This is a genomic window from Sphingomonas naasensis, assembly GCF_004792695.1.
Classification (GTDB): domain Bacteria; phylum Pseudomonadota; class Alphaproteobacteria; order Sphingomonadales; family Sphingomonadaceae; genus Sphingomonas; species Sphingomonas naasensis.
This window is the reverse complement of sequence record NZ_SRXU01000003.1, coordinates 407,738-422,730: the sequence shown is the minus strand read 5'-3', so window position 1 is coordinate 422,730 and position 14,993 is coordinate 407,738. Positions and strand designations below refer to the sequence as shown.

At 67.3% G+C, this 14,993-nt stretch carries 8 protein-coding genes; 4 read left to right on the top strand and 4 right to left on the bottom strand.

Features of this window, described 5'->3' with window-relative positions:
• The first annotated feature begins 11 nt into the window (after positions 1-11).
• Positions 12-3,356, top strand: coding sequence for a TonB-dependent receptor (locus E5A74_RS09770; RefSeq protein ID WP_135984266.1), 3,345 nt, complete (start codon positions 12-14; stop codon positions 3,354-3,356).
• A 54-nt stretch (positions 3,357-3,410) separates the two neighbouring features.
• Here the strand turns inward: E5A74_RS09770 and E5A74_RS09765 are convergent, their stop codons facing one another.
• On the bottom strand, positions 3,411-4,487 hold the full coding sequence (locus tag E5A74_RS09765; protein ID WP_135984264.1) for a LacI family DNA-binding transcriptional regulator: 1,077 nt from the start codon (positions 4,485-4,487) through the stop codon (positions 3,411-3,413).
• A gap of 207 nt (positions 4,488-4,694) precedes the next feature.
• On the opposite strand from E5A74_RS09765, the gene E5A74_RS09760 reads away from it, so the two are divergent.
• Complete coding sequence (locus E5A74_RS09760) at positions 4,695-7,838, top strand: TonB-dependent receptor (RefSeq protein WP_135984262.1); 3,144 nt, start codon at positions 4,695-4,697, stop codon at positions 7,836-7,838.
• A gap of 360 nt (positions 7,839-8,198) precedes the next feature.
• The gene (locus E5A74_RS09755) at positions 8,199-8,906 is read left to right on the top strand and encodes a DUF6683 family protein (protein ID WP_135984260.1); all 708 of its coding nucleotides are present in this window, start codon (positions 8,199-8,201) and stop codon (positions 8,904-8,906) included.
• A gap of 63 nt (positions 8,907-8,969) precedes the next feature.
• Here the strand turns inward: E5A74_RS09755 and E5A74_RS09750 are convergent, their stop codons facing one another.
• The gene (locus tag E5A74_RS09750; RefSeq protein ID WP_208411785.1) at positions 8,970-10,355 is read right to left on the bottom strand and encodes a class I SAM-dependent methyltransferase; all 1,386 of its coding nucleotides are present in this window, start codon (positions 10,353-10,355) and stop codon (positions 8,970-8,972) included.
• A 178-nt stretch (positions 10,356-10,533) separates the two neighbouring features.
• Between E5A74_RS09750 and E5A74_RS09745 the strand changes: the two genes are divergently transcribed.
• Positions 10,534-11,127, top strand: a complete 594-nt coding sequence (locus tag E5A74_RS09745; RefSeq protein WP_168355593.1) for a hypothetical protein — start codon at positions 10,534-10,536, stop codon at positions 11,125-11,127.
• Between the two features lie 90 nt (positions 11,128-11,217).
• Here the strand turns inward: E5A74_RS09745 and galB are convergent, their stop codons facing one another.
• Positions 11,218-13,908: a beta-galactosidase GalB gene (gene galB / locus E5A74_RS09740; protein WP_135984253.1), complete on the bottom strand. Its 2,691-nt coding sequence runs from the start codon at positions 13,906-13,908 to the stop codon at positions 11,218-11,220.
• Positions 13,909-13,968: 60 nt separating this feature from the next.
• Positions 13,969-14,928: a LysR family transcriptional regulator gene (locus E5A74_RS09735; protein WP_135984252.1), complete on the bottom strand. Its 960-nt coding sequence runs from the start codon at positions 14,926-14,928 to the stop codon at positions 13,969-13,971.
• Between the last annotated feature and the right edge of the window lie 65 nt (positions 14,929-14,993).

Below are 14,993 nucleotides of genomic sequence, written 5' to 3'. Positions count from 1 at the left end.
AGAGGGAAGAGATGCGGATTCAAACGGGGGTTTCGACGAAGGTCATGTTCGGTGCGTCGCTGGCGGCGCTGACCGTGGCGATGCTGGCGCCGGGGCAGGCGCACGCACAGAGCACCGCACCGGCCGCAGAGGCGAGCGCGGCGCAGGACGAGGCGCTCGAGCCCGAGCAGGAGCTCGTCGTCACCGGCGTCCGCCAGGCCGAGCAATCGGCGATCAACCGCAAGAAGCGCGCCGCGACCGCGGTGGATTCGATCGTCGCCGACGATGTCGGCCAGTTTCCCGACAAGAACGCCGCCGAGGCGATCGCCCGCATCGCCGGCGTCGCGCTCGACGTCGACGACGCCGGCCAGCAGGGTGGCTTCACGATCCGCGGCCAGGCGGCCGACCTCGTCCGCGTCGAGGTCGACGGGATGACGGCGTTGCCTGCCATTGCCGGCGGCGATCAGGGCGGCCGCGCGGTGGGCGTCGGCGATCTCTCGTCGGATCTCATCAAGAGCGTCGACGTGGTCAAGGGCCAGACCGCCGACATGACCCCCGGCGGGGTGGGCGGCACCGTGCGCATCGAGCAGCGCACCGCGCTCGATTTCAAGGAGCCGTTCTACCGGCTCAACCTGCAGGCGCAGCAGAACTCGCTCGCCGATCGCTGGACCCCGCGGATCAATGCGATCGCAACGCACAAATTCTTCAACGACACCTTCGGCATCCTGCTCAACGCGACCTACGAAAATCAGAAGACCACCACCGATTTCGCGCGCGTCTCGGACAAGCAGGCAGGCTATCTGCCGCTCGGCGATCTCGACAATTCGCCCGAGAAGACCTTCGTCACGCCGTACGACCCGGTCGCCGCGGCGGTGAGCACCAAGGCGGGCTGCGCAGCGCTGCCGACCACCGGCATCAACAGCCGGCTCAACTGCTACGCGCAATGGGAAGAGTTTCTGCCGTCGCTGCCGCGCTTCGGCCGCGGCGTGCGCGGCGACGAGCGCTTCTCCGCGCAGATCCGCGCCGATTGGCGGCCCGACGATCGCGTGTCGATGTTCGTCTCGTACAATCCGAACATCCGCCACTACAACTCGCAGGACTATAATCTCAGCATCGCCAGCCCGACCGGGACCACCAATGCCAGCGGCCAGCTCGCGACCTCGAACATCACCAATGCGGTGGTGAACGAGAATCATTTCGTCACTGCGTACGACATGGTCCGCGGTACCGGGCTCGGGACCGTGAGCTCGCTCAACTGGACGACGCAGGTCCGCGACATCTATCGCAATTCCGAGCAATATTATTCGCAGGCCGGGGTCGACATGTTCCTCGGCAAATGGACCACCAAGGCGCGGGTGCAGTACAGCCTCGCCAAGGGCACGCGCGAGGACCGGGCGTTCAGCTTCAACGCCGCGCTTCCCTCCGCATCCTTCTCGATGGTCCCCGAGAACGGCCTGTGGACCTTCACCCCGCCGAGCGGCGTCGATCTCGCCAACCCCGCCTCCTATTATCCGGTGCTCGGCGCCAACGGGATCAGCGCCAACTCGCAGCTCGAATATACCCCGGCCGCCGATCGCAACACCGAGTGGAACTATCAGATCGACGTCACGCGCGAGTTCGATGATTTCGGGCCGCTCCGGCAGATCAAGTTCGGCGCCCAGCGCCGCAACCGCTTCAACACCAGCTATCGCTACAACGGCTTCCAGCTCACCCCGGGGAACACGCTCGCGCATGCGCGCAGCCTCGTTCTGATCCAGTTCTGCGCGCCCGCTTCGGCGCCGGCGAACGCGCCCTGCCAGTTCGGCTCGACGCGGCGCAACGTGGCGGCCGGCACGACCGAGCAGCTCTACAAGATCCACACGCTGACCCAGGCGCAATATCAGGAGATCATCGATTCGAGCCTGACCGGGCTGCCCGGCACGAACTTCTTCAGCGGATTGCCCAATCGCGGCGACCTGCTGAACTCGTGGGCGGTCTACGACTTCGACAAATTCTGGGACACGCTGGGCAAATATGCCGATCTCAGCGACATGAACCTCGACTGCCTGTACGAATGCGTCGCGTCCGACGGCAAGATGTACAAGCGGCCGACCTACAAGACCTCCGAGATCACCACCTCGGCCTATGCGATGATCGACTTCGAGCAGCCGATCCTCGGCATGAAGCTGATCGGCAATGCCGGCGTGCGCTATCAGAAGATCGCCGTGCACGCGCAGCCGGTGATCGACTTCAGCGAGCGTGTCGCGATCGCCAACACCACCGGCCTGCCGGGCTATACGATCCAGAACAACCTGCTCCGCCGCGAGGTCGGGCTGGTCGAGCGGACGAGCGAGGATTGGCTGCCCAGCCTCAATCTCGCGCTATGGCCGGTCAGCGACGTGCTGGGGCTGCGCTATTCGATCGCGCTGCAGCGCGCGCGGCCCGCGATCACCGAACTGACCGGCGCCGCCACGGTGAATTGCGGCAAAGTCAACGAGGCCGATCGCGCCGCGCTCGAAGCCTTCCTCGCCGCCAATCCCGGCGCGATCGACGATGGCGATCCGACCACCGACGACGGCGCCGAGGCGAACGGCGTGCTGACCTCGTTCGTCAATCGCTGCACCGGGCGGATCGGCAACCCCGAGCTCAAGGGCTATGGCGCGCTCACGCAGAATCTGTCGCTCGAATGGTATCCGAACCGCGACACCCAGCTCAGCGCCGCGGTCTACCAGATCAACGTGCGCTCGGGACGCCCCGACGCCGTCAATCTCGGCGGCTATGTGCTCGCCGGCGACGAATATGAGGTGAGCACCTATCAAAACGGCCCGAGCGGGCTGCGCACGCGCGGCTTCGAGGTCGCGGGCCGGACCGCCTTCACCTTCCTGCCCTGGTTCCTCAAATATACCGGCGGCGGCTTCAACTTCTCGTACACCAAGTCGAACGAGCAGAACACCGCAGTCGATCCGCTCACCGGCACCGCGCTGCCGCCGCGCGCGGAGTCGAGCTATTATTACAACCTCAATCTCTGGTACGACGACGGCCGGTTGAACGCCCGTGTCGCCTATCAGGCGCGCGACTATTATTATGATCGGATGGAGGCAGCGGGCCTGAACCGCGTTCCGGCGAGCCCCGGCGTCACCGGCACCACCTCGACCGCGTCCTACTACAAGGTCGTCACGCCGATCTTCAAGGACTCGACCAGCGTCCTCGACGCACGTGCCTCGTACAAGATCAACGACATGTTCCAGCTGTTCGTCGAGGGCAAGAATCTGCTCGGCGACAGCATCTCGCGGTTCACGCCGGACAAGTATCGCGCGATCGGCGACGGCACGCCCTATATCTTCGATACCTATTATTCCGGCCGCACCTATTATTTCGGTGTGATCGCCACCTTCTGAGATCGGGGCCCCCTCCGAACCTGGGATCCGGTTCCGATGGAGCCGGGTCCCTTTTTATGGCGTATCGCCCGTCGCCGATCGGGGCGGTTGGCACGGTCCCGTCGATTGTCGGATCATCAGCCGATAGGGCAACACGTCCCCGGCCGGGCCGGACGGTGCGCCGCCCTCGATCTCTTCGATGATGCGCGCGGCGACCCGCCGGCCGATCGCATGCGCCGGCTGGGCCACGGTCGACAGGGGAGGCGAGGCAATCGCGGCGTAGCGGATATCGTCGAACCCCATCACCGACATGTCCTCGGGGATGCGTAGCCCCGCGCGCCGATAGGCATCCATCGCCCCGAGCGCCATCTCGTCATTGCCGCAAAAGGTGGCGCTCGGCCTTGGTCCGGCTTCGAGCAGCCGCGCCGCTGCGGTGGCGCCGCCGACGGTGGAAAGCGGCACCGCCTGAACATAGGCTTCGGGCACAGACAGGCCGGATTCGGCCATCGCCGCGCGATAACCGCGTTCGCGGTCGCGCGTCACGAGCTTGTCCAGCGGGCCGCCCACGAACGCGATGCGCCGGTGGCCGAGATCGATCAAATGACGTGTCGCCTCATGCGCCGCGGCGAAATTGTCGATCTGCACCGATGGCAGCGCGGCGAGCTCGTCGCTGACCGACTCGCATCCGATCACGATCGGCAGGTGCCGCGCCCGCGCCAGATCTTCGAGGCCGGTGCCGAATGGTGGCCGCGTGGCGAGCAGCACCAGTCCGTCGACCTGGCGCGACACCAGCATCGCGCCGACCTGCTCATAGGACCCTTCGGCGAGATTGGCCTCGGCGATGACGATCGAATAGCGGCCGGCAATGCCCTCGCGGACGCCGGCCAGCACGTCGCCGAGAAACGGGCAGCCGGCATGCGGCATGACCACCATGACGATGTTCGTGCGCCCCCGCCGGAAGCTCTGCGCCAGCCCGTTTGGCGAATAGCCGAGCTGCTTGACAGCATCCTGCACCCGCGCGCGCGTGTCCGGCTGCACCCGGGCAGAGTGGTTGAGGCAGCGCGAGACCGTGGCGATCGACACGCCCGCCAACGCGGCGACGCTCGAGATCGTCGGCGGCCCGGCCGCGAGCGGTTTGGTGGGGCGGTTCATCGGTGGCGATATTGTCGGCGCGGGCGCTGCACCGCAAGGCGGAGCGCGTGGGCGGCACCGGTTTCGATGCGCGGTTCAACGAACCGACGGCGGCGGCGATCGACGAGAATTGACGGCGGGCTGCTTAACTCATACAAAAACGATGTGACCGCTAACATCGGCGGCTACCGCGCCCAGATGCGCGGGGCTACGGGAGAGGAGAAGCTTATGCTCGGGACCAATTACAACCTCGTGCGCCGCGGAGCCCTGCTCTCGGCGTCGCTGCTTGCCATCACCGCCGCGCCGGCGCTGGCGCAGACTTCGGGGGCCGCCGCGGGCGTCGCCGCCGACGCGCCGCAGGAGCAGACCGCGCAGGCCCCGGCCGAGGCGCCGGCCGACGAGCAGGAGATCGTCGTCAGCGGCTATCGCGCGTCGCTCGAGAGCCAGACCAACGCCAAGCGCAATTCGATCGGCTTCACCGACACGATCTTCGCCGAAGACATCGGCAAGTTCCCCGACACCAACATCGCCGAATCGGTGAACCGCATCCCCGGCGTCACCATCCAGCGCGAAGTGACCGGCGAGGGATCGAACGTCGCGATCCGCGGTCTCGGCACCAACTTCACCCGCGTGCTGCTCAACGGGGCGCCGGTCGCGGTGGCGTCGGTGCGCTTCGACGCGCAGAGCACCAACCGCGAAGTCGATCTCGATCTGCTGCCCACCGAGCTGTTCACCCAGCTGACCGTCAGCAAATCGCCGGTCGCGAGCCAGGTCGAGGGCGGCGCCGCCGGCACGGTCAATCTTCGCTCGGCGCGGCCGTTCGACAATCCCAAGCCCTATCTCAGTTACGGGTTGCAGGGCTCGAAGGTGAGCTCGTCGGGCAAATGGGGCTATCGCGGCCACGTCCTCGCCAGCGCGACCTTCGGCGATTTCGGCATCCTCGCCGGTGCCTCGCTCGCGCGCAACGAGTTCCATATCGACGGTTTCGAGACGATCGGCTGGACCAACCCCAATCTCAGCGCGGCGCAGCGCCCGACCGGTGCCAACGCGACCGGCGGCGGCAACTTCACCATCCCGGCGACGGTGCCCGCCAATGCCGGCAACGGACTGATCGCCGGCACGACGATCGACCAGGCCTTTCTGCTCGCGCGCAACCCCGGCGCGACGATCGACCAGATCGACAATGGCCTGATCCCGCGTCTCGGCCGTCCGCGCACCGAGGTCGGCTATCGCGACCGCAAGAGCTTCCTCGCCTCGGCCGAATGGCGGCCGAGCGACGCGCTGCATTTCTACATCGACGGCATGTACAGCCGGCGCGAGACCGAGTTCACCCGCACCTCGATGAACTGGGTCGGCCGCAATGGCGCCGCGATCCCGCTCAACACCACCTATGACCGCAGCGATTGTACCGCGGGCTGCGTGGTGACCGGCGGCACCTATGCCAACGCCCAGTTCTTCCTCGAATATCGCCCCTATCACGACACCCAGGAATATTGGGGCGTCAATCCGGGCGTCGAGTTCGTCGTCAACGACTTCATCAAGGGCGACCTTCAGGCCAATTACACCAAGAGCAACTTCCACCGCGAGAGCCCGACGGTGCTGGTGATCACGCCGCCGAGCAGCGGCGTCACCGCCACCTATGTCAATGACGGCGGCATTCCGCAGATCACCTCGAACATCGACCTCAACAACCCGGCGAGCTTCGGCTGGGCCGGCGGCGGCCGCGTCAATCTGAACGGCGAGGATCGCGACACCGAGACCAAGGGCGTCCGCGGCAGCCTGTTGTTCGGCGACGCGGCGCGCTTCAGCGTGCGGGTCGGCGCCGCCTATGACGACACGATGCGGCGGATCACGCCGTTCGACAACACCAACCCGTGGCAGAACGCGATCTGCGGCAACGCGCCGAGCGTCACCCTGCCGGCACCCAACACCGGCACCACGCCGTGCACCGGCCTGAGCCAGCCCGGCGCCACCCCGCCGGCCGGCTTCCCGACCTTTCCCGGCTATGGCACCAACTACACCACCGGCGGCGCGCCGATCACCTATGCCGGCTCGATCGTCCCGACCGCAGCGGTGCCGGGCTATCTGCTGCCGGGCAGCAACGGCTTCATCACCGTCGACTGGGACAAGTTCCGCCAGGCGACCGGCTATGATGCGCTGCTCGCCAACGCGACCGAAGTCGGCTCGGGCAGCAGCGGCGCCAATGGCGGCCTCGTCCAGGAGAAGGTGACCGGCACCTTCGCCGAGGCCAATGGCGTGATCGATGTGGGCGACAACACGCTGCGGCTCAACGCCGGGTTGCGCTATGTCCGTACCGAGCAGATCATCGGCGGTCGCGTCAGCGTTCCCGATCCGCGCAACACGCTGCCGGGCGGCGCGCAGATCGCCGATGGCGGCCGCTACCCGAACATCATCACCTTCCCGAAGACGCGGACGCTCTATTCGAACTTCCTGCCCTCGGCGAGCCTCGCCTTCGACTTCGCCGGCAAGGCCGTGGCGCGCGCGTCCTTCTCGAAGACGATGACCCGGCCCGATCCCAACGCGCTGCTGCCGGGCGCGAGCTTCGTCCAGCCCTCGGCCGACATCGGCACCGTCGGCAACCCCGAGCTCGATCCCTACGTCTCGACCAATATCGACCTCGGCTTCGAATATTATACCGGCGGCGAGGGCGTGATCGCCGTCGCGGCGTTCCGCAAGTCGATCACCGGCTTCACGGTGAACGGCACCCGCACCGTGCCCTTCTCGTTCCTCTCGCCGTACGGGATCACTTTCGACTCGCTGACCCAGGCCCAGCAGGGGGCATTGCTCGCCCGCGCGCTGCCCGGCCAGGCGCCGCAGGACGTCAACATCGTACTCCAGCAGCAGGTCAATTCGGACGGCAAGCTCAAGGTCAACGGCCTCGAGTTCCAGATCACCCAGCCGCTCGACTTCCTGACCAGCTGGGCGGGGATCCGCGGCTTCGGCTTCCAGGGCAATTTGACCCTGATCGACCAGAAGGGCGAGGGCACCGGCGCGCCGGCAGTGGCGATCGGCGTCGCGCCGACCACCTATACGCTGACCGGCTATTATGAAGGCAACGGCCTCTCGGCGCGGCTGACCTACACCTTCAACGAAGGCTCGCAGGGATCCAACCCCAACCAGAACGGCATCCCGGCGGCGGCGATCTTCGGGCGCGACTATTCGCAGCTCGATTTCTCGGGGAGCCTCGATCTCGGCAAGCTGTTCGACAACAAATATCTGCCGTCGCTGGTGCTCAACGTGATCAACATCACCAAGCAGGCGCAGAGCAGCTACTTCCAGTTCGAGAATGCGACGTTCAACCAGTACAACCCGGGACGTCAGGTGCTCGTGGGTATTCGCGGCCGCTTCTAGTTCCCCCACCTCGGGCGGCCGGCGCAGGCCGGCCGCCCGATTTGCGGCGTAGGAAAGGCGCGCGCGAGTCGCGTAGGAAATCGGGCGGCTAGAGTCGCATATGTCGCGATAGAACGACTCTCCCGTTGCGCGCCGGCGACATTTTGTTGCGCAAACCTGTAGGACAATCGACGGGGTTCAAAGAGCGGGGCGCGGCGGAGCGGGGCCGGTGGCCAGCCCATCATGCCAAACCCTACATTGCAAGATCCGCCTCGAATCCTGCAGCGCTCATCGCACCGCGCCGCCCGCGCGCCCGCCGCGCGCTTGCCCGGCCGCCGGCCGCGCGGATAGATCGCACCGATCTCGGGAAGGGGGCTCCCCATGCGGCGGTTTTCGATGTTCGCGGCGGCAATGCTCGGTATCGCGGGCTTCGCGGCGCCCGCCGCGGCCCAATATGTCGGGACGACGACGCCGCTCTTCCCGACGATCATGGTGCCGATGTTCCCGGGCGGGACCACCGTGCCGTTTTCGGGGCAATCGAGCGCGAGCGGCGCCGCGCGCGCGACCGCGAGGACGGCCCCGGCGGCAACGACGGTGGTCGCAGGCCGCCCGCAGGTCGACAGCAACGCCACCGAGCTCGCCACCCATTTCGCGCCGGACGCCCGGGCGCGGATGAAGGCGAGCTATCTGCAATCGTTCGACATGTTCCAGAAGCTCCAGCGCAAGCTCGCGCTGCCGGACAACGACGTCGCCAACGGCATCTCCGCCTATCTCGCCGGCAACTACATGGTGCTGCACGGCATCGAGATCGAGGACGCGGCGTTCCGCAAGCTGGTTTCGCAGATGCGCCAGGCACTGCTGCAGAATCGCGGCTTCCAGCAGGTCCCGGCGGCGCAAAAGCGCAAGCTCTACGAGCAGACCGCGATGGTCGGCATGTTCATGGCGATGGCGCAGCTCTCGCTCAAGAAGACGCCGCAGGACCCCGAAATCCTCGGCAATCTGCGCGATTCGGCGCGGGCGAACCTTGCGCTCGTCCTCGGCGCGCGGGCATCGGATCTGCGGATCGACAGCGAGGGCATGCACCTCTGATCGCGCCGAAGCGCGCGGCCGGACCGGCGTTCGATCCCGTGCCGGGCGTGCGCGTAGGGATCGCTATTGCCCGGGCGCCTCTGCGAGCGGCAAGAGGATCAGCGTGATCCGATCATGCCCGACGGCGATGTCGAGCGTCTCGCCCGCGGCCACGTCGATCGGCTCGGGAAAGCTGTGGAGCACCTGGAGCCAGCCCCCGTCGGTGTAGCGATCGGGATGATTGTCGAACGACACGCCTTCCCACAGGTCGATGTGCATCCACTGGACGATGCCGATGGCACGCCCGCTCGCGGTGACGGGTATCCGCAACCGCGCGAGGGTGGCGTCGTGCTTCTTCAGGGTCAGATCGAGCCGCACCAGCTCGAGATCGTCCGACAGCCGCTCCCATGCGGTCATCGTGCCGTGGATCGGCAGGCGTTGCGGGGCGAAGGCCGTGAAGGCGGAAAGATCGAACCCCGAAACGTCGCCGACAAAGGCGTAGCCGGCAAGGTTCTCGCTCGCGACGAGGCACCCCATCGCGCTCGCCGCGCGCGGGATCACGATCGCCTCGGGCGCGAGCAGGCGGCGATGCGCGTCCTCGAACGTATCGAGCACCTTCTCGGTCAGCAGATCGCTCGAGAGGATTTCCGAGACGAGGATATCGGCCGGCGCGTCGAGCTCGGCGCCGACGGCGAGCGCTGTCGAGGGCTTCGCATGGACCGTGACCTGATCGGCATAGCCATTCTGCGCGACGATCTGCTGCGCCATCTCGGCGATCATCGGCTCCATCTCGCACGCCACCACTTTGCGCGCCCCGGCGCGCGCGGCCATCAGCGACAACAACCCGCTGCCCGCGCCGATATCGAGCACGCGCGCCTGCGCGCCGGCGACGCCGATCGCGGCCTTGATGGCGGCCTCGAACGCGTCGTTGCGCGGCACGTCGTTCATCATCGGGATGTGCCAGAAGGGCACCGAGCCCGAGCCGAGCCGCCGCACCTGATGGCGCAGGTGCAGATTGTCCGGCTGCAGCGCCAGCGCGCGGCGGAAATGGCGGATCGCGTCGAGATTTCGCCCGGCATCGGCGAGGACCACGGCCAGATTGCCGAGCGCGATCGGATTGTCGGGGTCGATCGCGCAGGCGCGCTCGAGCGTGGTGATCGCCTCGGCGGTGCGGCCGAGCCAGTGCAGCGTCAGCCCCTTTTCGTGCAGCGCCACGGCATGATCGGGAGCGATCGCGAGAAGCTGGTCCCACGCGGCGAGCGCATCCTCGGCGCGCGAGAGGCGCCCGAGCAGCCCCGCGAGCAACGGCAGCACCTCGGCCACGCGATACCCTTGCGCCAGCACCTTGCGATAGCCCGTTTCGGCGGCTTCGAGATCCCCGCGCTCGTGGCGCGCCATCGCCTCGGCGAGCGCCGCGCGGGCATCGGTCAGACGGTCAGGCGAATCGAGGTCGGTCACGTTGCTTGTCATTCCCTTCCGCAGTCGATTGCGTCCCGCCGTGCCGGCACCGCGGAGTGCGTAGCGCTGCGGGGCCGCGTGGCCAGCCTGTCGTTGCCGTTCGCGACGACGCTATTGGCCGTCTGGAAACGCCGTAGACTCGATTCGGCTGCCCGACCGCCGGCGTGGCGACGTCGCGACCTGACTTCCGATGGCTCGGGCGCTCGGTAGGCGCTCCCGAAAGCGCCCGTCAATTCCGGCGGTGCCGGCGTCCATTATCGGGTGGATTGCGGCCCGGCTGCTTTCACAGCAGAAATTGCAAAAAGCTGCTGTGGGAGACGTTTGTATGAGTGTGGACTTCTACGTGGCTATGCCCGCGGCAAATTGGCCGACAGCCTCTGCCGTACAACGATGTTTGTCCGACCACGCTTATCCGGTGCACATCAAACGCTTCCCGACACTGAAAGGCGGACGTGTCGTCAACGACGGAGCGCTTGCCCTGATCGACGGAAAAGAAGCTTATCTAGAGGGAGAACTGGCTCCAGCTTCCGCAATTTCAGCAGACGTTAGGAGCATTAATGAGCGTCTGGCGACCGCCTCTGCTGCCGAACGGATCGGCGCAACTGATGTAATTATGACCTTTCGGACCCGCTCTGCGACTGAGATGCGGGCGGCGAGTTACGTGATCTCGGCACTGATTGTTTGCTTCAACGGGCTCGGCTTCGAGCCGCAGGGTAACACGCACGGTCGTGCTAGCTTCGCCCGAGCAATCATTGAAGGTGCCGAGGCGCTCAAAGATTTGTAAACGGAAGGCCGCTTTCGGGCACTGACTGCTGGCATTCCGGCGGCCGACATCGGGGCGAAAGCCGATATCAGCCGCCGCCCGGACGGCGCCTCAGCGCCGCGCGAGGCTGCGGATCTCGACCACTGCCGGCGCCAGTCCGTCGCCTTCGACCCGCACCCGGATCGGGCCGCGCGCGCCCGGCTTTGCCCGCACGATCGCCAGTGCGAGGCCGTTGAAGGCGGGGCGGTCGGGCGAGGGGAAGGGGACGAAGCTGGTCGGATCGCCATTGTCGGTGGCGACGATCTCGCCCGGGCCCTCGACGGTGAAGCGCAGCTTGTTGCTCGCGCGCGGGGCGATGCCGCCGTCCTTGTCCAGCACGCGCGCGGTGACGAACGAAAGGTCACGCCCGTCGCCGGCGATCGTCGCGCGATCGGGCTCGAGCTGGAGCCGGGCCGGGATGCCGGCGGTGCGGACGCTGGCAGTCGCCCATTCCTTGCCGTTCTTCCAGGTCACCACGCGGACTTCGCCGGGCTCATAAGTCACATAATCCCAGCGGAAGCGATATTCGTAGGGCGCGCGGGTGCGCTTGCCCTGCGACTTGCCGTTGACGAACAGCTCGGCCTCGTCGGCCGAGGTGAAGACGTGCACCGGAGTGACTTCGCCCTCGCGCCCCGGCCAGGTCCAGTGGGGGAGGATGTGCGCGAACTTCAGCTCGGGGCGCCAGCGCGCCTGGTAGAGCCAGAAGCGATCCTTGGGGAAACCGGCGAGATCGATGATTCCCGAATAGGAGCTGCGCGCGTCGTAATAGGGGGTCGGCTCGCCGAGATAGTCGAACCCCGACCAGACGAACTCGCCGCCGTTGAACGGGTTCTGGTCGTCGAACGCGAATACGCGATCGGGCGAGGCGCCGAAATCGGAGGCGAACAGCTCATAGGCGCTGACCTGCCTGGTCTTCGGATCGCCGCCGACACCGGGGCGCACCGGGCCGCTGATCGTGCCGGGGACGGGGAACTGGAATTCGCCGCGGCTGGAGAGCGCCGAGGCGCTTTCGGTGTGGAAGATCACCTTGTCGGGGAAGCGCTTGCGGAAGGCGGGATATTCGCTGGGGCGCGAGCGGATGCCATGGCCCTGATAGTTGAGCGTGATGGTGTCGACCACGCCGGGCAGCGGCATGTCGGCCTTGGCATAGTTCATCGCGGTCATGGTCAGGCGGGTCGGATCCTCCTCGCGGACGATCTGGACGAGCTTGCGGCCGATAGCGGCGCCTTCCTCGCCGGTATATTGCTCGCCGACCTCGTTGCCGACGCTCCACAGCACGATCGAGGGATGGTTGCGATCGCGGCGCAGCATCGCGCGCAGATCCTGCTCGTGCCAATCGGGGAAGATCAGGTGGAAATCGAGCGGGGTCTTCTTGCGCTCCCAGCTGTCGAACACCTCGTCGATGACGAGCAGGCCCATCCGGTCGGTGAGCTCGAGCAGCTGCGGATCGGGCGGATTATGGCTCATCCGGATCGCGTTGGTGCCCATCTCGCGCAGGATCTCGAGCTGGCGCTCGGCGGCGCGGACGTTGAACGCCGCGCCGAGCGCGCCGAGATCATGGTGGTTGTTGACCCCGCGAAACGGGATGTGCTCGCCGTTGACGATCAGCCCCCTGTCGGGATCGAAGGCGAGGGTGCGGATGCCGAACGGCGTCTCGTCGCGATCGAGCAGCTTGCCGCCCCGGCTGACCGTGGTGACCGCGACATAGCGATGCGGGGTCTGGGTCGGCGGCGGGCCCCACAGGCGCGGGTTCGCGATCGTGGCGGTGCCGGTGAGGGTGCCGCTTCCATGCTCTTCGATGGTGAGCGGGGTGCGGGCGATCGTCGCGACCGGCTTGCCGATGCGCTTGCCGGCGGCGTCGAGCGCGTAGATCTGGGTGGCGATTTCGACAGTGGTGGTCGGGCCGCGGTCATTGTCGATCGTCCGCGTCACCTGCACCGTCGCGCGCTCGGGCGAGACCTGGGGCGTGGCGACGACGACGCCCCAATGGCCGACATGCACCGGCGCCGCCTTGGTCAGCCAGACATTGCGATAGAGCCCGCCGCCGGGATACCAGCGCGCGCTTTCGGGGGGATTGTCGAGCCGGATCGCGAGCTGGTTCGCGCCGGGGCGGACATAGGGCGTCAGGTTGAGCCGCCAGCTGTTATAGCCATAGGGCCAGCCGCCGACGAGCGTGCCGTTCACCCAGACGGCGGCGTAGGACATGGCGCCGTCGACATCGAGGAAGATCGATTTGCCGGCGTCGCCCGGCGCGATGTCGAGCGTGCGGCGGTACCAGCCGATCCCCCAGCTCGGCAGCCGGCCCATGCCGCCATAGGGGCCGGTCTCGAGAAACGGGCCGGCGATCGCCCAGTCGTGCGGCAGCGTGACCTTCTGCCAGCCGCTGTCGTCGAAGCCGGGCTGGACATAGGGATGGGTGCCGCCGGGATTGCCGTGCGGGCGCAGATGGGCGCGGGCGGGATCGCGCAGGAAGGCGTTGCCGCTGGGCAGGATGAAGGGCTTGAGGATCTGTCGGCCGGCGGCAGAGACTTGCTCGGCGGCATCGGGGCGGGCATCGGCCGCCTTGCCGTCGGCGCTGGTCGTCACGGCGGGGCGGACGTCATAGTCGAGCCCTACACCGCTGCCCGCGGGCTCGCCCTTGGTGAAGCGCCAGCCCTGATCGAGCGAGAGCCGCTCCTGCGCAGCTGCCGAAAGCGGGAGCAGCACGGCCGCGAGGCCGAACACGGCGCCGACCAGCGAATGCCAGCGCGAGGGGCGGAACATGCGCTCTCCTGTGATTGCCCTATTGTATGAGTAAACGCTAGGCGGAGTCGCGGTCCGGGGTCAAGCGGCGGTGGTGCCGATGCGCGCGCCGACCTCGCCGAGCCGATCGAGCAGCCACAGCGTTCCCGCGTCCATCAACGCCGGTTTGGGAACGAAGGCGTTGAGCCGGAAATGGCCGAGCGGCAGCGGCGCGTCATGGATCGCGAGGCCGAAGCGCGGGGCATAGCGCGCGGCGAAACGGCGCGGCACGGCGCAGAGCAGCCCGGTGTCGGGGACGATCGCGCAGGCGAACATGAAATTGGGCACGGTGAGCGCGACGCGGCGCGACAGTCCCTCGCGCGCGAGCACATCGTCGACAAAGCCGTGCGGATCGCCGGAGAGCGAGACGACGAGGTGCTGGCTCGCGCAATATTGGTCGACGCCGGGGGCGCTGGCGAAGGGGTGGCCGGGGCGCATCACCAGCACGAAATCCTCTTCGTAGAGCGTGCGCCGCTCGAAGCGGAGCGGCGCCTCCGCGGCGGGGATCACCGCGATGTCGAGCGTCCCCGATTCGAGATCGGCGAAGGCGCCGCGCCACGCCCGGTCGACGGCCTCTTCGGGTGCCGGCAGCAGCTGGCGGATGCCGATGGCGATGCCCGGCGCGCGCTCGGCGAGATCGGCGAGCAGCGGCTGGAGGAACACCGCCGACACGCCGTCGGGCGCGCCGATCGTCATGCGCCGCGTCGAACTGGCGGGATCGAACGGCGCGGCATGCGCGACGACGCCGCGGACGCGCTGGAGGATGTCGGCGACCAGCGGCGCGAGCGCCCGCGCGCGGTCGCTCGGCACCACGCCACGCGGCGTCTTGAGGAACACCGGATCGTTGAGCAGGCGGCGAAGGCGGCCGAGGCCGTGGCTCACCGCCGAGGGCGACAGGCGCAGCCGATCGGCGGCGCGGCCGACATGCGCCTCGTCGAACACCGCCTCGAACAGCACGAGGAGATTGAGGTCGGCACGCGATAGGTCAATTTCATTCAGCATATTGGTGAAATCATACCATTTTATGCAGCAAGGCGCATCAGGCATTCAGCGCGGACCGGGGGAGG

Bases quoted from the DNA above. Each gene is read 5' to 3' on its own strand.
- E5A74_RS09770 (WP_135984266.1), top strand. From the start codon at position 12: ATGCGGATTCAAACGGGGGTTTCGACGAAGGTCATGTTCGGTGCGTCG.
- E5A74_RS09765 (WP_135984264.1), bottom strand. From the start codon at position 4,487: ATGAACCGCCCCACCAAACCGCTCGCGGCCGGGCCGCCGACGATCTCG.
- E5A74_RS09760 (WP_135984262.1), top strand. From the start codon at position 4,695: ATGCTCGGGACCAATTACAACCTCGTGCGCCGCGGAGCCCTGCTCTCG.
- E5A74_RS09755 (WP_135984260.1), top strand. From the start codon at position 8,199: ATGCGGCGGTTTTCGATGTTCGCGGCGGCAATGCTCGGTATCGCGGGC.
- E5A74_RS09750 (WP_208411785.1), bottom strand. From the start codon at position 10,355: ATGACAAGCAACGTGACCGACCTCGATTCGCCTGACCGTCTGACCGAT.
- E5A74_RS09745 (WP_168355593.1), top strand. From the start codon at position 10,534: ATGGCTCGGGCGCTCGGTAGGCGCTCCCGAAAGCGCCCGTCAATTCCG.
- galB (WP_135984253.1), bottom strand. From the start codon at position 13,908: ATGTTCCGCCCCTCGCGCTGGCATTCGCTGGTCGGCGCCGTGTTCGGC.
- E5A74_RS09735 (WP_135984252.1), bottom strand. From the start codon at position 14,928: ATGCTGAATGAAATTGACCTATCGCGTGCCGACCTCAATCTCCTCGTG.